Source organism: Pseudomonas sp. GW821-FHT11G12, assembly GCF_058808055.1.
The window spans coordinates 366,730-393,232 of record NZ_JBXARH010000003.1; the positions used below are offsets into that span (position 1 = coordinate 366,730).

General features: G+C 61.5%; 21 protein-coding genes. 2 read left to right on the forward strand and 19 right to left on the reverse strand.

Annotated features, from left to right (window positions below):
* Nucleotides 1-184 precede the first annotated feature (184 nt).
* The 17 genes from mdoH to hutC form a co-directional block, all read right to left on the reverse strand.
* Complete coding sequence (mdoH, locus tag AC1RR7_RS12955) at nucleotides 185-2,755, reverse strand: glucans biosynthesis glucosyltransferase MdoH (RefSeq protein WP_096819939.1); 2,571 nt, start codon at nucleotides 2,753-2,755, stop codon at nucleotides 185-187.
* Nucleotides 2,748-4,562: a glucan biosynthesis protein G gene (locus AC1RR7_RS12960; RefSeq protein WP_096819956.1), complete on the reverse strand. Its 1,815-nt coding sequence runs from the start codon at nucleotides 4,560-4,562 to the stop codon at nucleotides 2,748-2,750. The genes mdoH and AC1RR7_RS12960 overlap by 8 nt, the downstream gene beginning before the upstream one ends.
* A 321-nt stretch (nucleotides 4,563-4,883) precedes the next feature.
* Nucleotides 4,884-5,321, reverse strand: a complete 438-nt coding sequence (dtd, locus tag AC1RR7_RS12965; RefSeq protein WP_493157614.1) for a D-aminoacyl-tRNA deacylase — start codon at nucleotides 5,319-5,321, stop codon at nucleotides 4,884-4,886.
* On the reverse strand, nucleotides 5,318-6,289 hold the full coding sequence (gene pip, locus AC1RR7_RS12970; protein WP_096819940.1) for a prolyl aminopeptidase: 972 nt from the start codon (nucleotides 6,287-6,289) through the stop codon (nucleotides 5,318-5,320). The genes dtd and pip overlap by 4 nt, the downstream gene beginning before the upstream one ends.
* 104 nt (nucleotides 6,290-6,393) lie before the next feature.
* Nucleotides 6,394-7,299 (reverse strand): alpha/beta hydrolase, encoded by a 906-nt coding sequence (locus tag AC1RR7_RS12975; protein ID WP_493157616.1) that lies wholly within the window; start codon nucleotides 7,297-7,299, stop codon nucleotides 6,394-6,396.
* The gene (locus AC1RR7_RS12980) at nucleotides 7,299-8,246 is read right to left on the reverse strand and encodes a choline ABC transporter substrate-binding protein (RefSeq protein WP_493157618.1); all 948 of its coding nucleotides are present in this window, start codon (nucleotides 8,244-8,246) and stop codon (nucleotides 7,299-7,301) included. Before AC1RR7_RS12980 ends, AC1RR7_RS12975 begins: the two co-directional genes overlap by 1 nt.
* 193 nt (nucleotides 8,247-8,439) lie before the next feature.
* The gene (gene hutG, locus AC1RR7_RS12985; protein WP_493157620.1) at nucleotides 8,440-9,243 is read right to left on the reverse strand and encodes an N-formylglutamate deformylase; all 804 of its coding nucleotides are present in this window, start codon (nucleotides 9,241-9,243) and stop codon (nucleotides 8,440-8,442) included.
* 10 nt (nucleotides 9,244-9,253) lie between these two features.
* Complete coding sequence (hutI, locus tag AC1RR7_RS12990) at nucleotides 9,254-10,459, reverse strand: imidazolonepropionase (RefSeq protein WP_096819944.1); 1,206 nt, start codon at nucleotides 10,457-10,459, stop codon at nucleotides 9,254-9,256.
* A 212-nt stretch (nucleotides 10,460-10,671) separates the two neighbouring features.
* Nucleotides 10,672-12,204, reverse strand: a complete 1,533-nt coding sequence (gene hutH, locus AC1RR7_RS12995) for a histidine ammonia-lyase (RefSeq protein WP_493157622.1) — start codon at nucleotides 12,202-12,204, stop codon at nucleotides 10,672-10,674.
* 117 nt (nucleotides 12,205-12,321) lie between these two features.
* A complete protein-coding gene (gene hutH / locus AC1RR7_RS13000) occupies nucleotides 12,322-13,845 on the reverse strand; it encodes a histidine ammonia-lyase (RefSeq protein WP_273540738.1) in 1,524 nt (507 codons plus the stop codon).
* A gap of 77 nt (nucleotides 13,846-13,922) precedes the next feature.
* Nucleotides 13,923-14,753: a quaternary amine ABC transporter ATP-binding protein gene (locus AC1RR7_RS13005; protein ID WP_102622793.1), complete on the reverse strand. Its 831-nt coding sequence runs from the start codon at nucleotides 14,751-14,753 to the stop codon at nucleotides 13,923-13,925.
* A complete protein-coding gene (locus AC1RR7_RS13010; RefSeq protein ID WP_096819948.1) occupies nucleotides 14,750-15,601 on the reverse strand; it encodes an ABC transporter permease in 852 nt (283 codons plus the stop codon). The genes AC1RR7_RS13005 and AC1RR7_RS13010 overlap by 4 nt, the downstream gene beginning before the upstream one ends.
* A 191-nt stretch (nucleotides 15,602-15,792) precedes the next feature.
* Nucleotides 15,793-16,761 (reverse strand): ABC transporter substrate-binding protein, encoded by a 969-nt coding sequence (locus AC1RR7_RS13015; RefSeq protein ID WP_493157625.1) that lies wholly within the window; start codon nucleotides 16,759-16,761, stop codon nucleotides 15,793-15,795.
* Between the two features lie 70 nt (nucleotides 16,762-16,831).
* A complete protein-coding gene (locus AC1RR7_RS13020; protein ID WP_102622792.1) occupies nucleotides 16,832-18,304 on the reverse strand; it encodes a purine-cytosine permease family protein in 1,473 nt (490 codons plus the stop codon).
* Between the two features lie 77 nt (nucleotides 18,305-18,381).
* Entirely contained in the window at nucleotides 18,382-20,064 is a 1,683-nt protein-coding gene (gene hutU / locus AC1RR7_RS13025) for a urocanate hydratase (protein ID WP_273538988.1), read from the reverse strand.
* Between the two features lie 494 nt (nucleotides 20,065-20,558).
* Nucleotides 20,559-21,128, reverse strand: coding sequence for a HutD/Ves family protein (locus AC1RR7_RS13030; protein ID WP_096821981.1), 570 nt, complete (start codon nucleotides 21,126-21,128; stop codon nucleotides 20,559-20,561).
* A gap of 22 nt (nucleotides 21,129-21,150) precedes the next feature.
* Nucleotides 21,151-21,861: a histidine utilization transcriptional repressor HutC gene (gene hutC / locus AC1RR7_RS13035; RefSeq protein WP_173861404.1), complete on the reverse strand. Its 711-nt coding sequence runs from the start codon at nucleotides 21,859-21,861 to the stop codon at nucleotides 21,151-21,153.
* A gap of 145 nt (nucleotides 21,862-22,006) precedes the next feature.
* On the opposite strand from hutC, the gene AC1RR7_RS13040 reads away from it, so the two are divergent.
* A complete protein-coding gene (locus tag AC1RR7_RS13040; protein WP_493157627.1) occupies nucleotides 22,007-23,371 on the forward strand; it encodes a formimidoylglutamate deiminase in 1,365 nt (454 codons plus the stop codon).
* A 48-nt stretch (nucleotides 23,372-23,419) separates the two neighbouring features.
* Here AC1RR7_RS13040 and AC1RR7_RS13045 read toward each other — a convergent pair whose 3' ends face one another.
* Nucleotides 23,420-23,989 carry a lipocalin family protein gene (locus AC1RR7_RS13045; RefSeq protein ID WP_102622652.1) on the reverse strand — a complete coding sequence of 190 codons (570 nt, stop codon included), beginning with the start codon at nucleotides 23,987-23,989 and terminating at the stop codon, nucleotides 23,420-23,422.
* A 31-nt stretch (nucleotides 23,990-24,020) separates the two neighbouring features.
* A complete protein-coding gene (locus AC1RR7_RS13050; protein WP_007952486.1) occupies nucleotides 24,021-24,275 on the reverse strand; it encodes a hypothetical protein in 255 nt (84 codons plus the stop codon).
* 283 nt (nucleotides 24,276-24,558) lie between these two features.
* On the opposite strand from AC1RR7_RS13050, the gene AC1RR7_RS13055 reads away from it, so the two are divergent.
* Complete coding sequence (locus AC1RR7_RS13055; RefSeq protein ID WP_493071430.1) at nucleotides 24,559-26,451, forward strand: methyl-accepting chemotaxis protein; 1,893 nt, start codon at nucleotides 24,559-24,561, stop codon at nucleotides 26,449-26,451.
* Nucleotides 26,452-26,503: the final 52 nt, after the last annotated feature.

Here is a 26,503-nt window from a genome sequence, read left to right on the forward strand (position 1 = left end):
GTTTGCGGCGCGAAAACCGACAGAGGTGGACAAGATTGTCCGGGTGCGCCAATTCGGGGACGGATGCTAACGCACTCGATTTTTTGCACAAGGTTTAATGGACGATTTGTTTAACAATCAAGGGCCGAGCCGAGGGGCTCCTTTATCGAGAACAAAAAAAACCCCGCTTTCGCGGGGTTCTTCATCAGGCCGGTTGCGCCTGCAAGCTCACAGGCTTGAGCGGCAGCAACGGCGCATGGGGGTCGGCTTTCACCGAGGCCCGCCAGGCGTCCAGCCACTCGGCGTGACCTTCGGCCCACACCTGCTCGTGCAGGCGCGCCAGGGCGACCGGGTCGCTCAGCAGTTGCAGGCGATCATGGTTGTTCAGCCCGGCCGGGCCCACCTTGATCGCGTGACGCACACGTTCCTGACGCAGCCACTCGATCGGCTCGGCCTCACCGTGACGCGAGGTCGCCAGCGAGCACGCCAAGGCGTTCTGCTGCGGATCGACCACGGCGCGGACGAAGCCGTCGTTCAGCGCATGCCAGCGGTTTTCGTGGGTGTACTGATCAGTGGCCAGCAGCGCCTGTGGCGGATTGTATTCCTCGGGGATGAGGAACAGGCTCTCGTCACGGGACTTCAGGCCCAGACCCACGCGGCTGGAAATCACCGACACCGGAATCGACAGCATCAGCGAACCGACGATCGGCACCAGCCACCACAGGAAGCTCGGGTTCAGCCAGATCACCAGCAGTGCCCAGAAGAAGCCCAGCAGAGTCTGCGGGCCGTGGCGCTTGACCGCTTCGCTCCATGGCGTGGAGTCGTCGTCACGCTGTGGCGAGTTCCAGGTCGCGGCCCAGCCGAGGAACGCGGCGAGGACGAAACGGGTGTGGAAAATCATCCGCACCGGCGCCAGCAGCATGGAGAACAGCATCTCCAGCAGCATCGACAGGGTCACCTTGAACTTGCCGCCGAACTCTTTCGCGCCCTTGGCCCAGATCAGGATGATGCTCAACAGCTTCGGCAGGAACAGCAGCACGATGGTCGTCGAGAACAGCGCGACCGCTTTATCCGGATGCCATTGCGGCCACAGCGGATAGAGCTGGCGTGGCTCCATGAAATACTGCGGTTCCATCAGCGTGTTGACCGCCAGCAGCGCGGTGGACAGCACCAGGAAGAAGAACCACAACGGTGCCGACAGGTAAGACATCACGCCGGTCAGGAACACCGCACGGTGCACCGGGTGCATGCCTTTTACCAGGAACAGGCGGAAGTTCATCAGGTTGCCGTGGCACCAGCGACGGTCACGCTTGAGTTCGTCGAGCAGGTTCGGCGGCAGTTCTTCGTAGCTGCCCGGCAGATCGTAGGCAATCCACACGCCCCAGCCGGCACGGCGCATCAGCGCAGCTTCAACGAAGTCGTGAGAGAGGATCGCACCGGAGAACGCACCTTTGCCCGGCAACGGCGCCAGGGCGCAGTGGTCGATGAACGGCTTCATGCGGATGATCGCGTTGTGACCCCAGTAGTGGGATTCACCCAGCTGCCAGAAGTGCAGGCCGGCGGTGAACAGCGGACCGTAAACGCGAGTGGCGAACTGCTGCATACGTGCATACAGCGTGTCCATGCCCGAAGCACGCGGCGCGGTCTGGATGATGCCGGCGTCCGGAGTGGCCTCCATCAGGCGCACCAGACTGGTCAGGCACTCGCCGCTCATCACCGAGTCGGCGTCGAGCACGACCATGTACTTGTAGTCACCGCCCCAGCGACGGCAGAAGTCGTCGAGGTTGCCGCTCTTGCGTTTGACGCGACGGCGACGACGGCGATAGAAGATCTTGCCGAAGCCCTTGGCTTCACGGCAGACGTCCAGCCAGGCCTGTTGCTCGGCAACACAGATATCAGTGTCGTTACTGTCGCTGAGCACGAAGAAGTCGAAGCGATCCAGGTCACCCGTGGCCGCCACCGACTCGAACGTCGCACGCAGACCGGCAAACACCCGAGGCACGTCTTCGTTGCAGATCGGCATCACCAGTGCGGTGCGCGCATCTTTCGGAATCGGCTCGTTGCCAGCGCTTTTACCGGAGATCCGGTATTTATCGTGACCGGTGAGCAATTCGAGGAAGCCCATCAGCGCGGTCCAGAAACCGGCCGATACCCAGCAGAACAGAATCCCGAACATGATCAGGATGCTGGTCTGCAGCGCATACGGCAGCACTTGCGTGGCGGTTTGCAGCAGCGGTTGATGCAGGACTTCTTCCAGATCGACGAACGACCAGCCCTGGTACGGCATGATGCCTTTCATGTACCAGCCGGCGACGATGGTCTGGCCGAGCATCAAGATCAGCAAGATGTAGCGACGGATCGAACCGACGGTGCGCCAGCGGGCGGCCGGCAGCACGTTTTCGTCTTTCGGCGGTTGCGGCGGATTGGTCCGGCCGGTCAGGCGGCGCCAGCCACGCACCAGGATATTGGTGCGCCACGGCTCCGGCACGACCTTGGTCCGACGAATCGGTGGCGTGGCCTTGAGACGGACTCGACCGCTGGCGTCCACGCCCAGCATTTCCGCGTCTTCCAGCTCTTCGGCGGTGCTGAGGGTCAGGCGCTTGCCCACCGAAGCCTGGGCGGCTTCGGTCGGCGCGTCGAACGTCGAGGACGACAGGCGTTCATGCAATTCGCTGAAGGACTGGCAGCCCGCGAGTTCCGCGCGCTGCTCGTCGGTCATCGGCAGATGCGCCAGGTACTCGGACAGAGTCTCTGGCTGTACTTGAGAGTTACTCATCGGCAGGCAACTGATAGCTCCAGGTCTCGGTCAGGACTTCTTCAGTCGGTGCCGATTCCGGTGTGGCTGGGGCCGCGTCCGCAGCGGCTGGCTGCTTGGCGTCTTTGTTGGCCTTGTCCTTGGCGTCTGTCGCTGGCTTGGCGTCGGCCTGTTTGGCTTCGGCGGCCTTGGCTTCCTTGTCGGCTTTCTCCTGTTGCTTGGCGGCGACCTTGTCGGCCTTGGCAACCGAGGAGTTGGAAGCCGGCAGCGAGGTCTTGGCCAGATCGGCCGGGACGATGTTCTGCACCAGTGCGGCACGCATCTCGGTCGACTTGCTCGCGTCCTTGATCTTCATCCGCAGGGTCAGGCGCCAGCCCTTGGTTTCAGGGTTGTAGCGCACGCTGTTCTCGACCAGTTCGGCGTTGTCGCCGACGCTGACCTGGCTGCGAACGTCCGCATCCGGGGCCAGGGCCGACAGCGACGGGCCTTCGAAGTCGACCAGATAGGCCACGCTGCCATCCGGCTGACGGATCAGGTTCGATTGCTTGACGTCACCGGTCGAACGCAGGGTCTGCTTGACCCAGGCGCTGTCCGGCGCGTGAATCGCCGCTTCGTCCATGGTCCAGTGCATGCGGTAGGCGAAGTCCAGCGGCTGGCCTGGCTCCGGCAGTTTTTCCGGGTTCCAGAACGCAACGATGTTGTCGTTGGTTTCGTCGGCGGTCGGGATCTCGACCAGATCGACGGTGCCTTTGCCCCAGTCGCCCTTCGGCTCGATCCAGGCGCTTGGACGCTTGTCGTAGCGGTCGTCGAGGTCTTCGTAGTGACTGAAGTCACGGCCACGTTGCAGCAGACCGAAACCGCGCGGGTTTTCGACGCTGAACTGGCTGACAGCCAGGTGTTTCGGGTTGTTCAGCGGGCGCCAGATCCACTCGCCGTTGCCGGCATGGATCGACAGACCGCTGGAGTCGTGCAATTCACGACGGTAGTTGAGCACTTTCGACGGCTGGTTGGCGCCGAACAGGAACATGCTGGTCAGCGGCGCGACGCCGAGCTTGCCAACCTTGTCACGCAGGTACATCTGGCCTTTGACGTCGACGATGGTGTCGCTGCCAGGACGCAGGATCAGACGGTAGGCGCCGGTGGCGCGCGGCGAATCGAGCAGGGCGAAGATCACCAGGTGCTTGTCACCCGGCTTCGGCTGCTGAATCCAGAACTCGCGAAAACGCGGGAATTCTTCGCCGGACGGCAGAGCGGTATCGATCGCCAGGCCACGGGCCGACAGACCGTAGGTGTGACCCTTGCCGACGACGCGGAAGTAGCTCGCGCCCAGCATGGTCATGATTTCGTCTTGCTTGTCAGCCTTGTTGATCGGGTACAGCACACGGAAACCGGCATAGCCCAGCTGTTCGGTGGCCTTTGGATCGAACTGCAGATCGCCGAAATCGAAACGGCTCGGATCGTATTTGATCTCTTCGACGGTGTTCGCGGTGATTTCGTTGATTTTCACCGGCGTATCGAAGTGCATGCCCTGATGATAGAAGGACAGCTTGAACGGGGTCTTCTGGTCGGCCCATTCGGCTTTTTCGGTGCGGAAACGAATCTTCTGGTAGTCCGCGAATTTCATGTCACGGAATTCGTTCGGCAGGTTGCTGCGCGGGGCTTCGAATTTCTGCCCGGCCAGTTCTTTGGCCTTGGCCGACACATCGTCAAGATTGAATGCCCAAAGCTGGCCGGCGCTGAGCAGGCACAGCAGTGCCGAGCCCGCTACCAGAGCGCTGCGCAAGCGTTTGGCAGACAATTTTGCTGCATTACAGGGACTAACAATCACGAGCAACCCTCGCCGAAAACAGATCAATAAACCAACGGCCAGATGAAGTGCCTGTGAGGTTTTCGGTACAAAAATACCGGCCTTGCAGGGCACCCTTGCCAAGTTGGCGAGCATTGTTCCGACTCCGCTGGGTCAAAATGATTCCCCAATCGGATCCGGACAAGTCTCTACCTAAGTCAAAATGGACCAACGAACGCTGATCCCCGTAGCGCGCGATTATCTAGTAGCCCGCGTGACAACGCATCAGGGGTAACAAAGTATTTATCGCGAAAATTCCCTGTTTTCAGCCGAAAAGCCCTTAAAAAGTTGTTTCAAGCACTTTCATGTCTGTAACAGGAAGGTTACCGGGCCATCGTTGACCAGGTGCACCTGCATATCCGCGCCGAATCTACCTGATGCCACAGTGCCATGCATCTGTTTCGCTTTGCTTAATAGATAGTCGAACAATTCCTCGCCCAGGGCCGGAGGGGCAGCGGTCGAGAAACTCGGGCGCAACCCGCTTTTGGTGTCGGCAGCCAGGGTGAACTGAGAGACCAGCAGCAACCCGCCACCCACATCCACCAAGGACAGATTCATCTTGCCCTCGGCGTCACTGAACACTCGATAGTTAAGCAGCTTATGCAGAAGTTTGTCGGCGCTGGCCTGCGTGTCGTCGGGTTCGACCGCCACCAGCACCAGCAACCCCTGATCGACGCTGCCGACCACCTCTCCCGCCACTTCGACCCGCGCGCCTTTCACGCGCTGCAAAAGACCCTTCATGCTTCTTCGGGCGGCAGGTCGAGCAGGCGCCGGGCCATGTTACTGGCGGCACGTACCAGCGCATCGGTGATGCCCGGTTCGGACGCAGCATGACCGGCGTCGCGGATCACCTGCAGCTCGCTGTTCGGCCAGGCCTGATGCAGTTCCCAGGCATTGTCGAGCGGGCAGATCACGTCGTAGCGGCCGTGGATGATCACACCCGGCAGATGGGCGATCTTGCCCATGTCGCGAATCAACTGGTTCGGCTCAAGGAAAGCGTTGTTGGTGAAGTAGTGGCATTCGATCCGCGCAATCGACAAGGCGCGCTGCGGCTCGGAGAAACGGTCGACCACCAGCGGGTTCGGCCGCAGGGTCGCGGTGCGCCCTTCCCAGGTCGACCAGGCTTTGGCCGCGTGCATCTGGGCGATCTGGTCGTTGCCGGTCAGGCGTTTGTGGAAAGCGCTGAGCAAGTCGTCGCGTTCGTCCAGCGGGATCGGCGCGATGTAGTCCTGCCAGTAATCGGGGAACAGACGGCTGGCACCGGCCTGGTAGAACCATTCGATTTCCTGCGGGCGGCAAAGAAAGATCCCACGCAGGATCAGACCATGGACGCGCTCCGGGTGGGTCTGCGCATAAGCCAGCGCCAGGGTCGAACCCCAGGAGCCGCCGAACAGCACCCATTTCTCGATGCCCAGGTGTTTGCGAATGCGCTCGAGGTCTTCGACCAGATCCCAGGTGGTGTTGTTTTCCAGGCTGGCGTGCGGGGTGGAGCGACCGCAACCGCGCTGGTCGAAGGTGACAATGCGATACAGGTTAGGATCGAAGTAGCGACGGCTCTGGGCATCGCACCCGGCACCGGGACCACCGTGGATGAACACCACCGGCAAACCTTCCGGTGAACCGCTTTCGTCGACGTACAGCGTATGGGTGTCGTCGACGGCCAGATCGTGCCGTGCGTGAGGTTTGATCTGCGGAAACAATGTCTGCATTGCGTGCTCCGTAAGGGGTCGAGGTCATCCCTGGGGGGACTTCTATTATTCTGCCGTCCGGCATCATAAACCCGATTTACGTCAATGAGCATGCCCGTGCACTGTCACAATTTGTCAGCCATGAACCCCAGCAGGCTTTCGTAGAGACGATCGACTTCGGCGACCTGATGCCGCGCCCGCAGACAGCCATGCACCAGCCCTTCACCGTAATACAACGCGGCCTCGCCCCCGGCGGCGGCGAGTCGTTCGGCGTAGCGCACCCCGTCGTCGCGCAACGGATCGAACTGCGCCACGGCGATCCAGGCCGGGGGCAATCGGCTGACGTCATCGGCGAGCAACGGCATGGCCCAGGCATTCGGTTGCGTCGAGCCACGCAGGTACAACGCGTGATAACAGTCGACATCGCTGCTGGTCAGTAGTGGCGCATCGGCGCATTCGCTGCGTGACGGCAGATGTTCGTCGCCGCCCAGTCCGGGATAGATCAGCACCTGAGCGCCGGGCAGAGGCTCGCCGGTATCGCGCAAGGCCAGGCACAACGCAGCGGCGAGATTGCCACCGGCGCTGTCGCCGGCCACCAGCATCCGCTCGCGGTCGAAGCCGAACGATCCGTCGCGCAGGGCACGCCAGACACTCAGGCAATCGTCGAACCCGGCGGGAAAGGGATGCTCGGGCGCAAGCCGATAATCAACTGCCACCACCATTGTCCCCAGCGCCATGGCCAGTTCGCAGCAGATGAAATCGTGGGAGTCGAGCCCGCCGACTACCCAACCGCCACCGTGCAGATACACCACACAGGATGGTGACGCAGCAGGCGGGCGATAGGCGCGGACCGGCACCGCGCCCAATCGAAAGTCCTCTACCTCAAGCCCTGCCGGTCGCGGTGGAGTGAACGCCCGGCACATCTCGTCATAGCCCCGGCGCAATCCAGCAAGGCTGCTGTCATCGCTGGCGAAGCTTTCGGTCCTGGCGACAAACGCCGCCATCGCCGGCGACAGTGGATAAGTACCCATCAGTTTTTCAGGCTGGCCTGAACCGTGGCCACGCCATCCTTGCCGTCGAAACTGCTGACACCCGCCAGCCAGCGCTGCAAATCTTCCGGGTGCTCACGCAGCCAGTTCTTTGCCACTTCCTGGGGTGTCTTGCGCTCCATGATCGGCACCATCAACTGGCTTTCCTGAGCGGCGGTGAAGGTCAGGTTCTCCAGCAGTCGATGGACGTTGGGGCAGCGCTCGGCGTAGTCCGGCGAGGTGACGGTGGAAACGGTGGCGGCGCCTTCGTTCGGGCCGTAGACATCATCGCTGCCGGTCAGGTAGGTGATTTTCATGTTGATGTTCATCGGGTGCGGGGTCCAGCCGACGAACACCACGAATTCCTTGCGGTTCACCGCCCGCTGCACGGCGGCGAGCATGCCGGCCTCACCGGATTCGATGATCTTGAAATCCTTCAGACCGAAATGGTTGGTTTCGATCATGGTCTTGATCGTGGTGTTGGCGCCACTGCCGGGCTCGATGCCGTAGATCTTGGCGCCGAGCTGATCCTTGAACTTCGCGATGTCACCAAAGGTTTTCAGCCCCGCCGCCGCGACATAGTCCGGCACTGCCAGCGTCGCCTGAGCGTCGGCCAGGCTTGGCTTGTCCATCACTTTGACTTGATTGGCAGCGAGGAACGGCGCGATGTTCTTGTCCATCGCCGGTTTCCAGTAGCCGAGGAAGATATCCAGACGCTTGTCGCGGATGCCGGCAAAGATGATTTGCTGCACGGCGCTGGTCTGTTTGCTTTCGTAGCCGAGACCATTGAGCAGCACGTCGGCCATGCCGCTGGTGGCGATCACGTCGGTCCAGTTGACCACGCCCATGCGCACGGTTTTGCAGGAAGCATCGTCGGAAGCCATGGCGCCGGCGCTGAGCAGCGCACTGCCGGTGAGGATTAACGCACAACGAGTGAACAGTTTTTTCATGTGGGATCGTCTCGTGCGGCAGCGGGTTATTGTTCGGATCGGTGTCTTCTTGCACCGTGGCCGAAACATTACGCAGCAGACGAGACGGAAAAGCGACCTGTGGCGACCGGGATTTGCACGGTGGCGACTGTTTGGCTACGTCCCTCAGCCAGATCGTTCCCACGCTCCGCGTGGGAACGATCACGACAGAGGGTTACGCGTTGTAGTGCTTTTCGCCCCAGGCGAGCAGCCCTTGCAACAACTCCTTGAGCACCACCCGCGTCGGCTCCGCCAGATCGGCGCGGTAGCGGAACGGTTCGAACTCTTCCATATAGGTGCACTGGCCCAGTTCCAGTTGCACGGCGTGGATGTTCTCGGCCGGGTTGCCGTAGTGACGGGTGATGTGGCCGCCCTTGAAGCGTCCGTTCAGCACATGGCTGTAATCGCCGTGGCGCGCGCAGATCGCTTCCAGTTGCGTGGCCAACTGCGGATCGCAGCTGGCGCCGTTGAAGGTGCCGAGGTTGAAGTCCGGCAGTTTGCCGTCGAACAGGTGCGGGATCACCGAACGGATCGAGTGCGCATCGAATAACAGTACGTAACCGAACTCGGCCTTCAGCCGCGCCAGCTCTTCCTGCAAGGTGCGGTGGTACGGCGTCCAGATCTGTTCCAGGTACGACGCGCGTTCTTCTTTCGACGGTTCCTTGCCTTCCTTGAACAACGGAATGCCATCGAACAGCGTCGCCGGGTACAGGCCCGTGGTGGCGCCCGCGTACAACGGTTTGTCGTCGGACGGCCGGTTCAAGTCGATGACGAACCGCGAGTACTCGGCCGCCAGCGTGCTGGCGCCCAGTTCGGCGGCGAAGTCGTAGAGCTGCGGAATATGCCAGTCGGTGTCCGGCAGGCTTTTCGCGTCCGGGATCAATCCGGCCTCGACCGCCGGGGTCAGGCGCACACCCGCGTGGGGCATGCTGATCAGCAGCGGCACGCGACCTTGTTTGAAGTTCAGAACCTTATCCACAACCGTTCTCCTACAGACTTGATTCAACGCCGTGACGCACGACGCGTTTGTCCAGTTCACCACCGAGCCAGTACGCCAGATCCGCCGGCCGGTCGATGTGCCAGGCGACGAAATCCGCCACCTTGCCGACTTCCAGCGAACCGTGGGTATCGGCCATGCCCAAGGCTTGCGCCGCATGAATCGTGGCGCCGGCCAGGGCTTCTTCCGGGGTCATGCGGAAACAGGTGCAGGCCATGTTCAGCATCAGCCGCAACGACAACGCCGGCGAGGTGCCGGGGTTGAGGTCGCTGGCAATGGCGATTTTCACCTTGTGCTTGCGCAGGGCTTCCATCGGCGGCAACTGGGTTTCACGCAGAAAGTAGAACGCGCCCGGCAACAACACCGCGACAGTGTCGGATTCGGCCATGGCGATGGCGTCGGCTTCGTCCATGAACTCCAGATGATCGGCAGACAATGCGTGATAACGCGCAGCCAGGCTGGAGCCGTGCAGCGACGACAGTTGTTCGGCGTGCAACTTCACCGGCAGGCCGAGTTTTTGCGCGACGATGAACACCCGCTCGACTTGCTCCGGGGAGAACGCCAGGTATTCGCAGAACGCATCCACCGCATCCACCAGGCCTTCGGCGGCCAGCGCTGGAAGCATTTCGGTGCAGATGTGATCGATGTAATCGTCAGCGCGATCCTTGTATTCCGGTGGCAACGCGTGAGCCGCCAGACAGGTGCTGCGCACGCTGATCGGCAATTCGTCGGCAAGGCGGCGGATGACCCGCAGGATCTTGCGCTCGCTGGCCAGGTCGAGGCCGTAGCCGGATTTCATTTCGACCGTGGTCACGCCGTCGCGCATCAGGCTTTTCAGGCGTTTGGCGGCGCTGGCGAACAGTTCGTCTTCCGACGCTTCGCGCGTGGCGCGCACGGTGCTGGCGATGCCGCCGCCGGCCGCTGCGATCTCGGCGTAGCTGACGCCTTGCAGGCGTTTCTCGAACTCACCGCTGCGGTTGCCGCCGAACACGGTGTGGGTGTGGCAGTCGATCAGGCCGGGGGTGACCCACGCGCCTTGCAGATCGTTGACCGCCGGGTATTCGCCCGACGGCAATTGAGTGCGCGGTCCGATCCACTCGATGTGTGCGCCGGACGTCACGATGGCCGCATCCTCGATGATCGAGTAGACGCCTTGCGCCATGGTTGCGACGTGGCAGTGTTGCCAGAGGGTTTTCACTGTGAGCCTCCGTTGGATTCTGTTTGGTGGGCAGCCTTCAAAAGCCCCCTCACCCTAGCCCTCTCCCGGAGGGAGAGGGGACTGACCGTGTTGTTCTTTCGAGGTACATCGACCTGAAAGTTCTGAGTCGATCTCAGGTTTTTAAAACCATAAAGATCGGCTCCCTTTCCCCCTCTCCCCTCTGGGGAGAGGGTTGGGGTGAGGGGTGGCTATTACAGGCTCGACAGCAGTTTCGCCGGAACCAGTTCAGTCAGAATGCGCGAAGCCAGCAGCTCGGTCGCCGCATTGATGTCCGGCGCGAAGAAGCGGTCCTTCTCGTAGAACGGTACTTCGCGACGCAGAATCGCCCGGGCCTTTTCCAGTTTGGTCGAGGTCTTCAGGCCGTTGCGCAGGTCCAGACCTTGCACCGCCGCCAGCCATTCCACCGCGAGAATCCCGCGGGTGTTTTCGGCCATTTCCCATAGACGCTTGCCGGCAGCCGGAGCCATCGACACGTGGTCTTCCTGGTTGGCGGAGGTTGGCAGGCTATCCACCGAATGCGGGTGAGCCAGCGCCTTGTTCTCGCTGGCCAGTGCGGCCGCAGTCACTTGGGCAATCATGAAACCGGAGTTCACCCCGCCATTGGCCACCAGGAACGGCGGCAGTTGCGACATGTGCTTGTCCATCATCAGCGAGATGCGACGTTCGCTCAGCGAACCGATTTCGGCGATGGCCAATGCCATGTTGTCAGCGGCCATGGCCACTGGCTCGGCGTGGAAGTTACCGCCGGAAATCACGTCGCCTTCAACCGCGAATACCAATGGGTTGTCGGATACGGCGTTGGCTTCGATCACCAGCACCTCGGCAGCCTGACGGAACTGAGTCAGGCACGCACCCATGACTTGCGGCTGGCAGCGCAGCGAGTACGGGTCCTGAACCTTTTCGCAATTCTGGTGCGAATCGGACACTTCACTGCGCTCGCCCAGCAGATCGCGGTAAGCAGCAGCGGTGTCAATCTGGCCTTTCTGACCACGGGCGGCGTGGATGCGGGCGTCGAACGGCGAGCGCGAACCGAGCACCGCTTCAACTGTAAGACCACCCAGCGCCAGTGCACCGGCAAACAGGTCTTCACCTTCGAACAGGCCGCGCAGCGCGAATGCGGTAGACACCTGAGTGCCGTTGAGCAGCGCCAGACCTTCCTTCGCCGCCAGTGTCAGCGGGGTCAGACCGGCGACTTTCAGCGCTTCGGTCGCTTCCATCCACTCGCCCTTGTAGCGCGCCTTGCCCTCGCCCAGCAGCACCAGCGACATGTGCGCCAGCGGTGCCAGGTCGCCGGACGCACCGACCGAACCTTTCAACGGAATGTGCGGGTAAACCTCGGCGTTGATCAGGGCGATCAGCGCATCGATCACCACGCGGCGGATGCCAGAGAAACCACGGCTCAGGCTGTTGACCTTGAGCACCATCACCAGACGCACCAGCTCATCGCTGATCGGCTGACCAACGCCAGCGGCGTGGGACAGCACCAGCGAACGCTGGAGGTTTTCCAGGTCTTCGCTGGCGATGCGGGTCGAGGCCAGCAGGCCGAAACCGGTGTTGATGCCGTAGGCAGTGCGGTTCTCGGCGAGGATCTGCTCGACGCAGGCGACGCTGGCTTCGATCTGCGCCGAGGCGCTGTTGTCGAGGGTCAGCTTGACCGGGTTCTGGTAGACGTCACGCAGTTGGGCCAGGCTCAGTTGGCCGGGGATCAGGTTCAGCGCAGTCATTTAAATGCTCCTTTTGAGAGTTTGTTATGAACTACCAGTCGCTCCGGAGCATTCCGTTATCCGTCGCCTCTCGTCTTTTGGACGATCCGCGCCTTGGCACGCTGGTATGGGCAGTTGTCAGTGCAAATTCGGTAGTACGTTGTGCAGCAAATCCGAGTCCTTCAACACGCTCGCGGCAGCGGCGATATCCGGCGCCAGCCAGCGGTCCTGATCGTAGGCCGGGACTTTCTCGCGCAGCAGTCGCCACGCCACATCGGTGCCGGCGCCGAAGCGTTGTTCCTTGAGGAATTCAAAGGCCTGAGCCGCCAGCAGGTACTCGATGGCGAGGATCTGCGTGCAGTTTTCCAGTGCGCGGTGCAGCTTCAGCGCGGCGTTGGTACCCATGCTCAGATGGTCTTCCTGCAGGCCCGAAGTGACGTAGTTGTCGAGCACCGCCGGTTGCGCCAACTGGCGGTTTTCCGCGCACAGCGACGCGGCGACGTATTGCACGATCATCATCCCGGAGTTCACCCCCGGATTGGCCACCAGGAACGCCGGCAGACCGCTGACATGCGGGTTGATCAGGCGATCCAGACGCCGCTCGGCAATCGAGCCGATTTCGGCCATCGCAATCGCCAGCAAATCCGCCGCCAGCGCGACCGATTGACCGTGCGGGTTGGCCTGGGACATCACCCGGAAATTGTCCGGCGTACCCAGCAGCAGCGGGTTGTCGGTGCAGCCGTTAAGTTCGGTTTCGATCTGTTTGATCGCGTGTTCCAGTTGATCGCGCGCAGCGCCGTGCACCTGCGGGATCGAGCGGATGCTCAGCGCATCCTGGGTGCGAATGCCTTTGCTCGTCGCAATCACTTCGCTGCCATCGAGCAGCGCACGCAGATTGACGCCGACCTGCTGCATGCCCGGATGCGGCTTGAGCGCGATGATCTCGGCATCGAACGCGGCGATCTGGCCGCGCTGCGCTTCGAAACTCATGGCACCGACCACGTCCGCCCATTGCACCAGACGCGTGGCATCGGCGATGGCAAGGCAACTGAGACCGGTCATGCACGGCGTGCCATTGACCAGGCACAAACCGTCCTTCGCGCCGAGTTGCACCGGTTGCAGGCCTTCTTCGGCCAGCGCTTGCTGCGCAGAGACAACCTGCCCGCGATAGCTGACATTGCCGACGCCCAGCAGCGCGATACCGATGTGCGCCATGTGGGTCAGGTAACCCACCGAACCCTGCGACGGCACTTGCGGGGTGATGCCGCGATTGAGCAGCGCCAGCAGCGCTTCGACCACTTGCCGATGAATCCCGGATTTGCCGTGGCTGTAATTGCGGATCGCGGCGCACATGATGGCGCGGGTCTGCTCGTCGGCCAGCACCGGGCCGACGCCGCAGGCATGGCTGAGCAAGGTGTTGCGCGACAGCTGGCTGAGTTGTTCGCCCTGCAGCGAGACGTTGGACAAACCGCCCAGCCCGGTATTGACGCCATAAGCACGTTCGCCGCTGGCAACGATGCGCTGGACGATGCCCTGAGCATTTTCGATGCGCGCCCAGGTCTGGGCCGACAGCTCGAGCTGCGCGCCGTGACGGGCTACCGCGACCACATCCTGCCAACGCATCGAGGCGTCGGCGATAACGATTTTTTCAGCCTGGGACATCTAAAACCTCTTTAACCTGATCGTCACGGAATGCATTCCCACGCAGACGGTTCGACGCCTCGACGCGGGAACGAACCTCAAACCACCGCCGCCCGCCGCTGCACGAAGCGGTCGACATACTCATCCGCCGGCGAGTGCAGGATCTCTTTCGGCGTACCGACCTGGATCAGGCGGCCGTCCTTGAGGATCGCGATGCGGTTGCCGATGCGCACAGCCTCGTCGAGGTCGTGGGTGATGAAGACGATGGTCTTGTGCAGGGTCTTTTGCAGCTCCAGCAACTGATCCTGCATCTCCGCGCGGATCAGCGGATCGAGGGCGCTGAACGCTTCGTCCATCAGGATGATGTCGGTATCCGCCGCCAGAGCGCGGGCCAGGCCGACACGCTGGCGCATGCCACCGGAGAGCTGGTGCGGGTATTTGTTTTCGTAGCCTTTGAGGCCCACAGTGTTGATCCAGTGCAGTGCGCGTTCGGCGCACAGCTGCTTGGTCTCGCCGCGCACTTTCAGGCCGTAGGCGACGTTGTCGAGGACGGTCTTGTGCGGCAGCAGGCCGAAGCTCTGGAACACCATGCTGATCTTGTGCCGGCGAAATTCGCGCAGGGCTTCCATGTCGTATTGCAGGATGTCCACGCCGTCCACCAGGATCGCGCCGCTGGTCGGATCGATCAGGCGATTGAAGTGGCGCACCAGCGTGGATTTGCCGGAGCCGGACAGGCCCATGATCACGAAGATCTCGCCGGTGCCGATGCTCAGGGACAAGTCGTTGACCCCGACCACGCAACCGGTTTCGTTCAGCACCTGATCCTTGGTCTTGCCCTGGCCGACCATCGCCAGGGCGTCCTTGGCGCGGTTGCCGAAAATCTTGAAGACGTTTTTGACTTCGATCTTGCTCACGGTTGCGTTGTTCATTTGCTCACCTCATGCCGTGGCCGACCATACGCCTGGGTAATGCGGTCGATGACCACTGCGAGAATCACGATCGCCAGACCGGCTTCAAGACCACGTCCGACGTTGAGGGTCTGAATGCCCACCAGCACATCTTCACCCAGGCCACGGGCGCCGATCATCGAGGCAATCACCACCATCGACAGGGCCATCATGGTGGTCTGGTTGATCCCGGCCATGATGCTCGGCAGGGCCAGCGGCAGTTGCACGCCGAACAGTTGCTGCCAGCGGTTGGCGCCGAAAGCGTTGATGGCTTCCATCACTTCACCGTCAACCTGGCGGATGCCCAGATCGGTCAGACGGATCAGCGGCGGTGCTGCGTAGATCACGGTGGCGAAAATCGCCGGCACCTTGCCCAGGCCGAACAGCATCAGCACCGGGATCAGGTACACGAAGCTGGGCATGGTCTGCATGATGTCGAGCAGCGGCATCAGGATCGAACGCAGGCGATTGCTGCGCGCCGAGAGAATCCCCAGCGGCACACCGATCAGCACCGAGATGACCGTGGCGACCATCATCAGCGCCAGCGTTTGCATCAGTTTGTCCCACAGGCCGACGGCGCCGACCAGGAACAGCAAACCGACGATCACGGCGGTGGTCACGACTTTGCGCGTGGCGTGCCAGGCAACGCCCGCGACGATGGCCAGCATCAACCACCACGGCGCTGCGCGCAGCAGGCCTTCAAGATTGACGATGGCCCACAGCAGGGTGTCGGAGATGTGGCGGAACACGTCGCCGTAGTTGGTGACCAGCGCATCGACCCAACCGTTGACCCAGTCGGCGATGGAAAACGTAAAGCGTTCGGGAAACATAAGAGACTCTCAATCAAGGGGTTTTCGGCACCGCTACACGGTGCCGGAAAGCCTGCCCTTATAAACAAGCCGTTGAAAACGTAGCGAGCGAAGGCAAGACAAGGCGAAAGCAGGCGAGAAAGCGGAGTTGACTTTAGTCAATGAGCATTTCGAGTCTGCTTTCAACGCAGTATTGCCGAGCGCAGTAGTTTTCAAATCGCAGCGTCGATTTTCTTGGCTGCGTCGTCGCTCACCCATTTGTGCCAGACTTCAGGATGTTCCTTCAGGAAGATCTTGGCCAGTTTTGGCGACTCGATCCGCTCCTTGGTCATGCGACCCAGGTTCTGGTTCAACAGGTCGATCGGCAGGTTGACCTTTTCCAGCACGGCCACCAGCTCAGGCGCTTGCTCGTGGAAGGTCTTGGACAGGCCGACCTTGATGGTCACGGTCTTGTCGACACCCGGTTTCTCTTCCAGTTTGACGGCGTCGATCTGACCCATCAGCGGGGTTGGCGACCAGTAGTAGAACAGGATCGGCTCGCCACGCTTGTAGCTCGACAGCACCGCCGCATCCAGCGCCGGGCCGGTGCCCGGGCGGAAGTTGGTGTAGGTGCTTTCCAGGCCATAGCTTTTCAGCATTTCGCTGTTGTCCAGCTCGCAGGTCCAGCCGGCAGGGCAGTTGTAGAAACGGCCCTTGGACGGCTCTTCGGCATCCTTGAAGATTGCCGAGTATTTGCCCAGGTCAGCGATGTTTTTCAGGTCCGGCGCCTTGGCTTCGATCTTGCGCTTGGCATCGCCTTCGATCACGTAGCGCGGCACGTACCAGCCTTCAATCGCACCGACGACCGGCGCGCCGACACCGACGACCTTGCCGGCCTTCTCGGCCTTGTTCCAGACCTCGCTGCGGCCGACCCACTCTTCGGCGAACACTTGAATATCGTTGCTGCTCAGGGCGTTTTCCATGGTGATGGAGTTGCCCGGCAGGCTGTCGGTCTTGCAGTCGTAACCTTTCTCCAACACGACTTGCAGCACGTCGGTCAGCAACATCGCGCTTTCCCAGTTCAGGCCGGCGAATTTCACCGGTTTGCCGGATTCGCACCAGCCGGCAGCCTGAGTGGCGCCGGCACTGGCCAGCAGGCCCATGGACAGCAGTGTGGTCAGCAGGGTCTTGTTCGATTTCATTGTTGTGACGCTCCTAATCATGAGTTGGCTTACGGCAGTCAAGAGGCATCCAGCCCTGTCCACGTCCAAATCAGGCCTGCGCCGCAGCGCGACCGGCCCCGCTTGCTTTAGGTTGTACAACGCTGTTCTGCTCGACCGGCAGAATCAGTTGATCGGGCACGCTGCCGTGCCATTTCTTTGCGCACACGTAGTACAGCGCGGCAGGCAACACCAGGCCGATGATCCACGAGATATCCACATCACCCAGCGCGGCCACCAGCGGACCGGTGTAGAACTTGGTGGAAATGAACGGCAGCTGCACCAGCACACCGAACACGTAGACGCTGATACCGAGGAGGTTCCAGCGGCCGTAGCGACCGTTCGGATCGGCCAGCGCCGGTACGTCATAGCGCTCGCGGGTGATGCAGTAGTAGTCCACCAGGTTGATCGCGCTCCACGGCGTGAAGAACGCCAGCAGGAACAGGATGAAAGACTTGAACGCCCCGAGGAACGAGTGCTGGCCGAGCAGCGCCATCAGCGTCGCCGCACCCACGATGACCAGCACGAACACCAGACGCTGCATGCGCGTTACTTTCAGGTCACCACGGAAACCGCTGATGATGGTCGCGATGCACATGAAGCTGCCGTAGGAGTTCAGGGTGGAGATGGTCACCTTGCCGAACGCGATGCTGAAATACAGCAGCGCAGCGGTGGCACCGGTCCCGCCCAGGCCGACGATGTAAGCCACTTCATGACCGGCGAACTGGCCGTTGGCCGAAGCCGCCGCGAACACGCCGAGGATCATCGCCACCTGCGCGCCAATTACCGAACCGGCACCGGCAGCGAAAAAGGTTTTCACCGAGGAAACCTTGCTCGGCAGGTAGCGCGAATAGTCCGCCACGTAAGGGCCGAAGGCGATCTGCCAGGACGCTGCCAGCGACACCGCCAGCAGGAAACTGCTCCAGCTGAAATGGCGGATTTCCAGAAGTGCGCCGACGTCCACCTGACTCAGCAGACGGCTGAACAGATAAACAAAAGCAATCACGCCAATGGCACTGGCAATACGGCCGATCCAGTGGATCACCCGATAGCCGAGCACCGTGACCACGACGATGACGCTGGCGAAAAGAAGGATGCCGACAGTGTCACTGACACCAAACAACTGGCCCAGCGCCTGGCCCGACAGCACCGTGCCGGTCGCGGTGAAACCCAGGTACATCAGGCACACCAGCACGATCGGAATCGCCGCGCCATAAACCCCGAACTGCACACGACTGGAGATCATCTGCGGCAGACCCAGCTTCGGACCTTGTGCCGCGTGCAGCGCCATGACACCGCCGCCCAGCAGTTGACCGATCAACAGACCGATCAGCGACCAGAACACATCACCGCCCAGCACCACGGCCAAGGCCCCGGTGACGATTGCGGTGATTTGCAGGTTGGCACCCATCCACAGGGTGAACTGACTGAATAGACGACCGTGTCTTTCCGCTTCCGGGATGTAGTCGATCGAACGCTTTTCGATCAACGGTTTGTTGCTTGCACGATCGGTGTTGCCAGCCATGATTCAACCTCTGTGGATTGTTCTGGGTTTTGTTGTATTGGCTTGAGCGGGAGCGAGCATGCTCGCTCCCGCCGTTTTTATTTACCGGTGATCATCGGCAGGTTCAGCCCTTGCTCCTTGGCGCAGTCGATGGCGATCTGGTAACCAGCGTCGGCGTGGCGCATCACACCGGTGCCCGGATCGTTGTGCAGTACGCGAGCGATACGCTCGGCCGCTTCGTCGGTCCCGTCACAGACGATCACCATGCCCGAGTGCTGGGAGAAGCCCATGCCGACGCCGCCACCGTGATGCAACGACACCCAGGTCGCGCCGCTCGCGGTGTTCAGCAGGGCGTTGAGCAGTGGCCAGTCGGAGACGGCATCGGAACCGTCCTGCATCGATTCGGTTTCGCGGTTCGGGCTCGATACCGAGCCGGAGTCGAGGTGGTCGCGACCAATCACGATCGGTGCCGACAGCTCGCCGCGACGGACCATTTCGTTGAACGCCAGGCCGAGCTTGGCGCGTTGGCCCAGGCCGACCCAGCAGATCCGTGCCGGCAGACCCTGGAAGCTGATGCGCTCGCGGGCCATGTCCAGCCAGTTGTGCAGGTGCGCGTCGTCCGGGATCAGTTCCTTGACCTTGGCGTCGGTCTTGTAGATGTCCTGTGGATCACCCGACAGCGCCGCCCAGCGGAACGGGCCGATGCCACGGCAGAACAGCGGACGGATGTAGGCCGGGACGAAGCCCGGGAAGTCGAAGGCGTTTTCCACGCCCTCTTCCTGGGCCATTTGACGGATGTTGTTGCCGTAGTCGAAGGTCGGGATGCCTTGCTTCTGGAAGTCCAGCATCGCTTTGACGTGCACCGCCATCGATTGCTTGGCGGCTTTGATTACAGCGGCCGGTTCGGTCTTGGCGCGGGCGCGGTATTCGTCCCAGGTCCAGCCGGCCGGCAGGTAGCCGTTGAGCGGATCGTGGGCGCTGGTCTGGTCGGTGACCATGTCCGGGCGCACGCCGCGACGAACCAGTTCCGGGAGGATTTCTGCAGCGTTGCCCAGCAGCGCGATGGAGATCGCCTTGCCTTCTTTGGTGTACTTCTCAATGCGTGCCAGGGCGTCGTCGAGGTCTTTGGCCTGCTCGTCGACGTAACGGCTTTTCAGGCGGAAATCGATGCTCACCTGCTGGCATTCAATGTTCAGCGAGCAGGCACCGGCCAGGGTCGCGGCCAGCGGCTGAGCGCCACCCATGCCGCCGAGGCCGGCGGTCAGGACCCAGCGGCCCTTGAGGTTGGAGTTGTAATGCTGGCGACCGGCTTCGACGAAGGTTTCGTAGGTGCCCTGGACGATGCCCTGGCTGCCGATGTAGATCCAGCTGCCGGCGGTCATCTGGCCGTACATGGCCAGGCCCTTGGCGTCGAGTTCGTTGAAGTGTTCCCAGGTCGCCCAGTGCGGCACCAGGTTGGAGTTGGCGATCAGTACGCGCGGCGCATTGCTGTGGGTCTTGAACACGCCGACCGGTTTGCCGGACTGCACCAGCAGGGTTTCGTCGTCGTTCAGGTTGGTCAGGCTTTCGACGATCTTGTCGTAGCACTCCCAGTTGCGCGCAGCGCGGCCGATGCCACCGTAAACCACCAGTTCTTTCGGGTTCTCGGCCACTTCCGGGTCGAGGTTGTTCATCAGCATGCGCAGCGGCGCTTCGGTCAGCCAGCTCTTGGCGGTCAGCTTGTTGCCGCGGGCAGCGCGGATTTCGACATTGCGGAATTTTGTAGGCTTATTGTCAGTCACGAAAAAGACTCCTCAGCGATCAATTCAAACCAACCCTGGCGATGGGCAAGCGGCTTGTGCGCTTCAATGCGCGACAAGCGAATCAGGGACGCTGCGGAGAACCTCTAACGACTCATACGCATACGTCTTTACTTGTACATACAAGCATATGCAATCGAGCGGCCAACTTGTTGGAGGGCTGTTCAACAAAAATGCCGGGCATGGCTGGAGGACGCCTGAATCAAGGGTTGTGGCGTGTATGAATTTTTTCGCGGGGTTGGTTTGAGCAAGCGGGAGGCTGGTTCATGAGCGTGGTTTTGCGCCACGCTGGGGCGTTCGGTAACAAGTTGGTGCGCTGAGGGAAACAGGAATTGAAATGCGAATGTGGCGAGGGAGCTTGCTCCCGCTGGAGACCGAAGGGCTCCCGGTTCTGGCGAATACCAGACCGGGGCCGCTTCGCAGCCCAGCGGGAGCAAGCTCCCTCGCCACAATGTGTTTTCACATGCGCAGATGTATCAGTGTGCAGTCAGTTCGATCACACAGCAGCCCGCGTTGACGGCGATTTCCACCAGACCGGTGTTACCGTCCAGTTGCAGGCAATCATGCCGGCCGAGTTGCGAAGCGCTGTCACCGACCGTCACTTCCAGCAACTCGCTGACGCTGAAGACGAGAACGGTGCCGGCGGAGCTGAAGAATCGTTGCTCGCCATCCAGCCACTGCAAACGCGCGCTGTAACGCTGCGGTGCGTAGATCAGGTTGAAATCGCGGATCGCGCCGCCGAGCAAGGTGCAGGACACCTGGCTTTCGCCGCTGAAGGCAAACGGGTCGAGGGGTAACAGCGGCCGAGTGTCATCACCGTCGACACACAAGGTCATGCCGTCGCCCTGCAACACCGTGATCACCCGCTGATAACCGGTGAACGTCGAGAAGCCGCCGGATTCGGCGATGTCGGCAATCGACAGACGCCAGCCGAAACCGTCGAGACCGGCACCGGCGTCACGGGTGATTTCCTCGGTGCTGCCGCCGCCATTTTTCCACGGCATGCGCGGGTAGCCTTCGGCGCGTAGAACCTTCAACTCGCTCATTTATGCTCTCTATTTATGCTTTTTATTTATGAAACCGACCTTCCAGACGATGACGGGAACCGGGGTGGATCAGGCGCGCTGCCGTCACCGGCTGACGGCCCGACCAGGTGCGACGGCGGATCAGCAGGCACGGCTCGCCTTTTTCGATCTGCAGCAATTTGCATTCGGTCGGCTCGGCGAGGATCGCTTCGACCACATGCTCGCCTTCGGTCAGCGGCGCAACCTGGTTGAGGTAGGCGTAAGGCGTTTGCAGGGTGAAATCCTGCTTGAGGTATTCCGGAGCGACCAGCGCGTTGACGAAGCGGTCTTCGATCTGCACCGGAATATCGTTTTCGTAATGCACGATCAGCGAGTGGAACACCTTCTGCCCTTCGCGCATGTCCAGCGCCAGGGCGCGCTCGGAACCGGCGGCCTCTTCTTCCAGGGTGATCACCTGGCAGGTGTGGCGATGGCCACGGGAGGCGATTTCGTCGGCGATGTTGTGCACCTCGAACAGCGCGGACTGGCTCTTCGGTTCGGCGACGAACGTGCCGACGCCCTGCATGCGCACCAAGAGGCCGTCGGCGGTCATTTCCCGCAGCGCTCGGTTGATGGTCATGCGGCTGAAGCCCAACTGGCTGACCAGCTCGCTTTCCGACGGCACGCGGTAATGCGGCGGCCAGTTACCACTGTCGATCTGCTGGGTGATCATCTGTTTGACGCGGGCGTACAAGGGCGCCGGACTGTCGCCCATGTTCGCGGCCAACGGAGAGACTGGAGGCGGAGTCGGCACGGTGGATCCCTGTTCATTGGATAAGGTTGCTAGCTTGCCGGAGTTTACCGGGCAGGCAAACGTCTGTATATGTATATACAAATAACACACGATGGGGTGCTGAACCATGTCCGCCTTCTTTGCCGAACGCGCGCTGCTGCCTAACGGATGGGCCAACAATGTACGTCTCGAGGTCAGCGCCGAAGGCGTATTGACCCGAATCCAGGCCGATTCCACCGCAGAAGGCGCCGAACGGCTGAGCGGTCCGCTGCTGCCGGGGATGCCGAATCTGCACTCCCACGCGTTCCAGCGAGCGATGGCCGGGCTGGCAGAAGTGGCCGGCAATCCCAATGACAGTTTCTGGACCTGGCGCGATCTGATGTACCGGCTCGTCGGAAAAATCAGCCCGGACCAGCTCGGCGTGATCGCCCGCCAGCTGTACATCGAAATGCTCAAGGCCGGTTACACCTCGGTCGCCGAATTCCATTACGTCCACCACGATCACAACGGTCAGCCATATGCCGATCCGGCCGAGCTAGCGTTGCGTATCAGCCAGGCCGCGAGCTCCGCCGGCATCGGCCTGACGCTGTTGCCGGTGCTCTACAGCCACAGCGGGTTCGGTGGCCAGACACCGAACGAAGGCCAGCGTCGCTTCATCAACAGCACCGAAAATTACCTGAAGCTGCAATCGCGCCTGCAACCGCTGCTGGCTCAGGAAAAGGCTCAGTCGCTGGGATTGTGTTTCCACTCGTTGCGCGCGGTCACCCCACAGCAGGTCAGCGAAGTGCTGGCGGCCAGCGACAAGCAATGCCCGGTGCACATCCACATCGCCGAACAGCAAAAGGAAGTCGACGACTGCCTGAGCTGGAGCGGTCGTCGTCCGCTGCAATGGCTGTACGAGAACACCGACGTCGATCAGCGCTGGTGCCTGGTGCACGCGACCCACGCCAATCCGGAAGAAGTCACGCTGATGGCTAAGAGTCGCGCCATCGCCGGCCTGTGCCTGACCACCGAAGCCAACCTCGGCGACGGGATTTTCCCGGCGGTGGATTTCCTGGCTCAGGGCGGACGCATGGGTATCGGCTCCGACAGCCATGTGTCGTTGAGCGTGGTGGAAGAATTGCGTTGGCTGGAATACGGCCAGCGTCTTCGCGATCAACGACGCAACCGTTTGTACGGCGCGGATCAACCGATGGTCGGCCGCACCTTGTATGACGCGGCGCTGGACGGTGGTGCTCAGGCGCTGGGCCAGCCGATCGGTGCACTGGAAGTCGGCAAACGCGCCGACTGGATTGTGCTCGATGGCAGCGATCCGTATCTGACCACGGCCAGCGGTGACGGGATCCTCAACCGCTGGCTGTTTGCCGGTGGCGACCGTCAGGTGCGTGACGTGCTGGTCAACGGTCAGTGGGTCGTTCGTGACGGGCGACATGCCGGGGAGGAGGACAGCAATCGCGCCTTCACCCAGGTCCTGCGAGACCTTTTGGGCTGACACAAAAAAACCTGTGGAGGGCAACCTCCACAGGTTTTTTGTTGCGCGTCAGTTGGACGTCTTGGCCATCTGTTGATCCGATGCGCGCCAGATCAACCGCGTGGTGTCATAACCCTGCTGACGCGCCTTGCTCAGCAGTTCTTCGCGCACCACACCGTTGACGGTCGGCGTGCGGGACAACAGCCACAGGTAACGTCGGCTCGGGTCGCCAACAATGGCGGTCTTGTAGTCGTCACTGACGTACAGCACCCAGTATTGACCCTTCGCCGAACCCGGAATCAGCCGCGAGAACCAGGTATCAAACTCGACCCACAACTTGTCGGTCTTGCCCGGCACCTGTGGATAAGCCGTGCCCTTGACCTCTTCCCACTGCCAGTCCTTGGTCAGGCAACGGTTGAACACGCCGAGGTTGCCGTCAGGCTGGAGGCTGTAGCGGGCTTCGGATTGCGCACAGTTGCGCTGGAAATACATCGGCAGCCGCGCCAACTCGTACCAGGTGCCCTGGTAACGCTTGAGATTGACGCTGTGGACTGTCTTGGGCGCCAGCGGATCTTCACCGGTCGTGGCGCAGCCGGCCAATACCAGGCCGGCAAAAAGGACAAGCAATAACCGCTTCATTGTTTTTCTCCCGTGGGCGCGTAGCCCCGGTTTACTTCAGGCCTTGGCCGGAAAACATCAACACTTTGTCACCGGCGTACTGCACGCTGATAAAGCTGTTCTTGTCGCCCCAGGTGCAACTGGACATGCCGAGCGCGCCCGAGCAATCGGTGGGCTTGCCGAGCAGCGTCTCCACTTCGGCCTTGGCCATCCCGGCCGAGAGCTTCGAGTAGTTTTCCTGATTGACCTTGCTGCATGCGGCCAACAGCACGCAAAACGACAGAAGGGCGATAGATCGCAGCGACATGGTGTAACTCCTGGAACGGAAGGGGGATGGCATGGCGCCAACCAGAAGCTTAGAAGAGAAAACCCCTGTCTGGTTCCCTGGGCACATGGCTATTTGTTAGCCCGCTCGTCCGGCTTTCATCAGCAAATCAGACACTTTGTAGGGCTATTGAGCATTTCGTCGCCTTTCGCAAAAGTCGCCTAATCTTTGGCGCGCCGCGGTCGAAATAAGAGCAGCGCAAAGCCCCAGAGTGTGGCAAATTGCCGCCCCCTTCTTGACCAGCCCCTTCGCGGTAGCTCACTTAATGACCAGAAACATGAAATTCAGCCACAAGATCTTGTTGGCTGCCGCCCTCGTGGTGGCCGTTGCGTTCGCCTGTTTCATTTTGTTCAACGACTATCGACAACGCGAAGCCCTGCAAACCAGCACCGAAGCGTCAATGCAGGAACTGGGCAGCCTGACCACCAGCAACATCCAGACCTGGCTGGAAAGCCGCATTCAATTGCTGCAATCGATGTCGCAGCAGGTTGTCGCCGACGGCAATGCCCCCGCCAGCCTTAAGCGCATCATCGACCTGCCCGCCTACACCGGCAATTTCCAGCTCAGCTATTTCGGCGGTGCCGACGGCGTGATGTTCTCGGTCCCGGCCGGCAACCGCGCACCGGATTACGACCCGCGCGCCCGTGGCTGGTACAAGGCCGCGAACAGCGCCCAGCAAACCATCGTCACCGAACCGTACATCGCCGCCTCGTCGGGCAAACTGGTGATTACCGTTGCCACCCCGGTGCAGCGCCAGGGCCAGATGATCGGTGTGGCCGGTGCCGACATCGATCTGTCGAGTGTCAGCGCAATCATCAACTCGCTGAACTTCGGCGGCCATGGCCACGCGTTCATCGTCAGTGCCGACGGCAAGATCCTGATCCACCCGGACAGCAAACTGGTACTCAAGACCCTGGCCGAGGCCTATCCCAACGGCGCACCGAAAGTCAGCCCGGGCCTGAAGGAAGTCGAGTTCGACGGCAAGACCCAACTGATCTCCTTCACCCGCGTCAACGGCGTACCGTCGGCCGACTGGTACGTGGGCCTGGTGCTGGACAAGGACACCGCGTTCTCGATGCTCAGCGAGTTCCGCACCTCGGCGCTGATCGCCATGATCATTGCCGTGGTGATCATCATCGCCCTGCTCGGCATGCTGATCCGCGTGCTGATGCAACCGCTGCTGACCATGGGCCGCGCCATGCATGACATCGCCGAAGGCGAAGGCGACCTGACCAAACGCCTGACCATCCACGGCCACGACGAATTCGGCGCGCTGGGCTTGTCGTTCAACCGCTTCGTCGAACGTATCCATACCTCGATCCGCGAAGTGTCCTCGGCCACTGGCCAGGTCAACGAAGTTGCCCTGCGCGTGGTCGCAGCGTCCAACTCGTCGATGTACAACTCTGACCAGCAGGCCTCGCGTACCAACAGCGTGGCCGCCGCGATCAATCAACTCGGCGCCGCCGCCCAGGAAATCGCCCAGAACGCCGCCCTCGCCTCGCAACACTCCAGCGACGCGCGCAGCCTGGCCGAAGACGGCCAGCAGGTTGTGGATAAAACCATCCACGCGATGCAGCAACTGTCGGCGAAGATCAGCGATTCCTGCGGCAACATCGAAACGCTGAACAGCAACACCGTGAACATCGGGCAGATTCTGGAAGTGATCACCAGCATCTCCCAACAGACCAACCTGCTGGCCCTCAACGCCGCCATCGAAGCGGCCCGTGCCGGCGAAGCCGGTCGCGGTTTCGCCGTGGTGGCCGACGAAGTCCGCAACCTGGCGCACCGCACCCAGGATTCGGCGCAGCAAGTGCAGAAAATGATCGAAGAGCTGCAGGTCGGCGCGCGTCAGGCGGTCGGCATCATGACCGAGAGCCAACGAGAGAGCGAAAGCAGCGTCGGCATCGCCAACCAGGCCGGCGAACGCTTGGGCAGCGTGACCCAGCGCATCGGCGAGATCGACGGCATGAACCAGTCGGTGGCGACGGCAACGGAAGAGCAGACGGCCGTGGTCGAGTCGATCAACGTCGACATCAACGAGATCAACACGCTGAACCAGGAAGGTGTGGAAAACTTGCAGGCGACGTTGCGCGCTTGTGCGGATCTTGAGCAGCAGGCTGCGCGGTTGAAGCAGTTGGTAGGCAGCTTCAGGATATAAGGCACTCTCACTGATCTCTTCGCGGGCCTTTCTGCGAAGAGGTCAGTCGTCT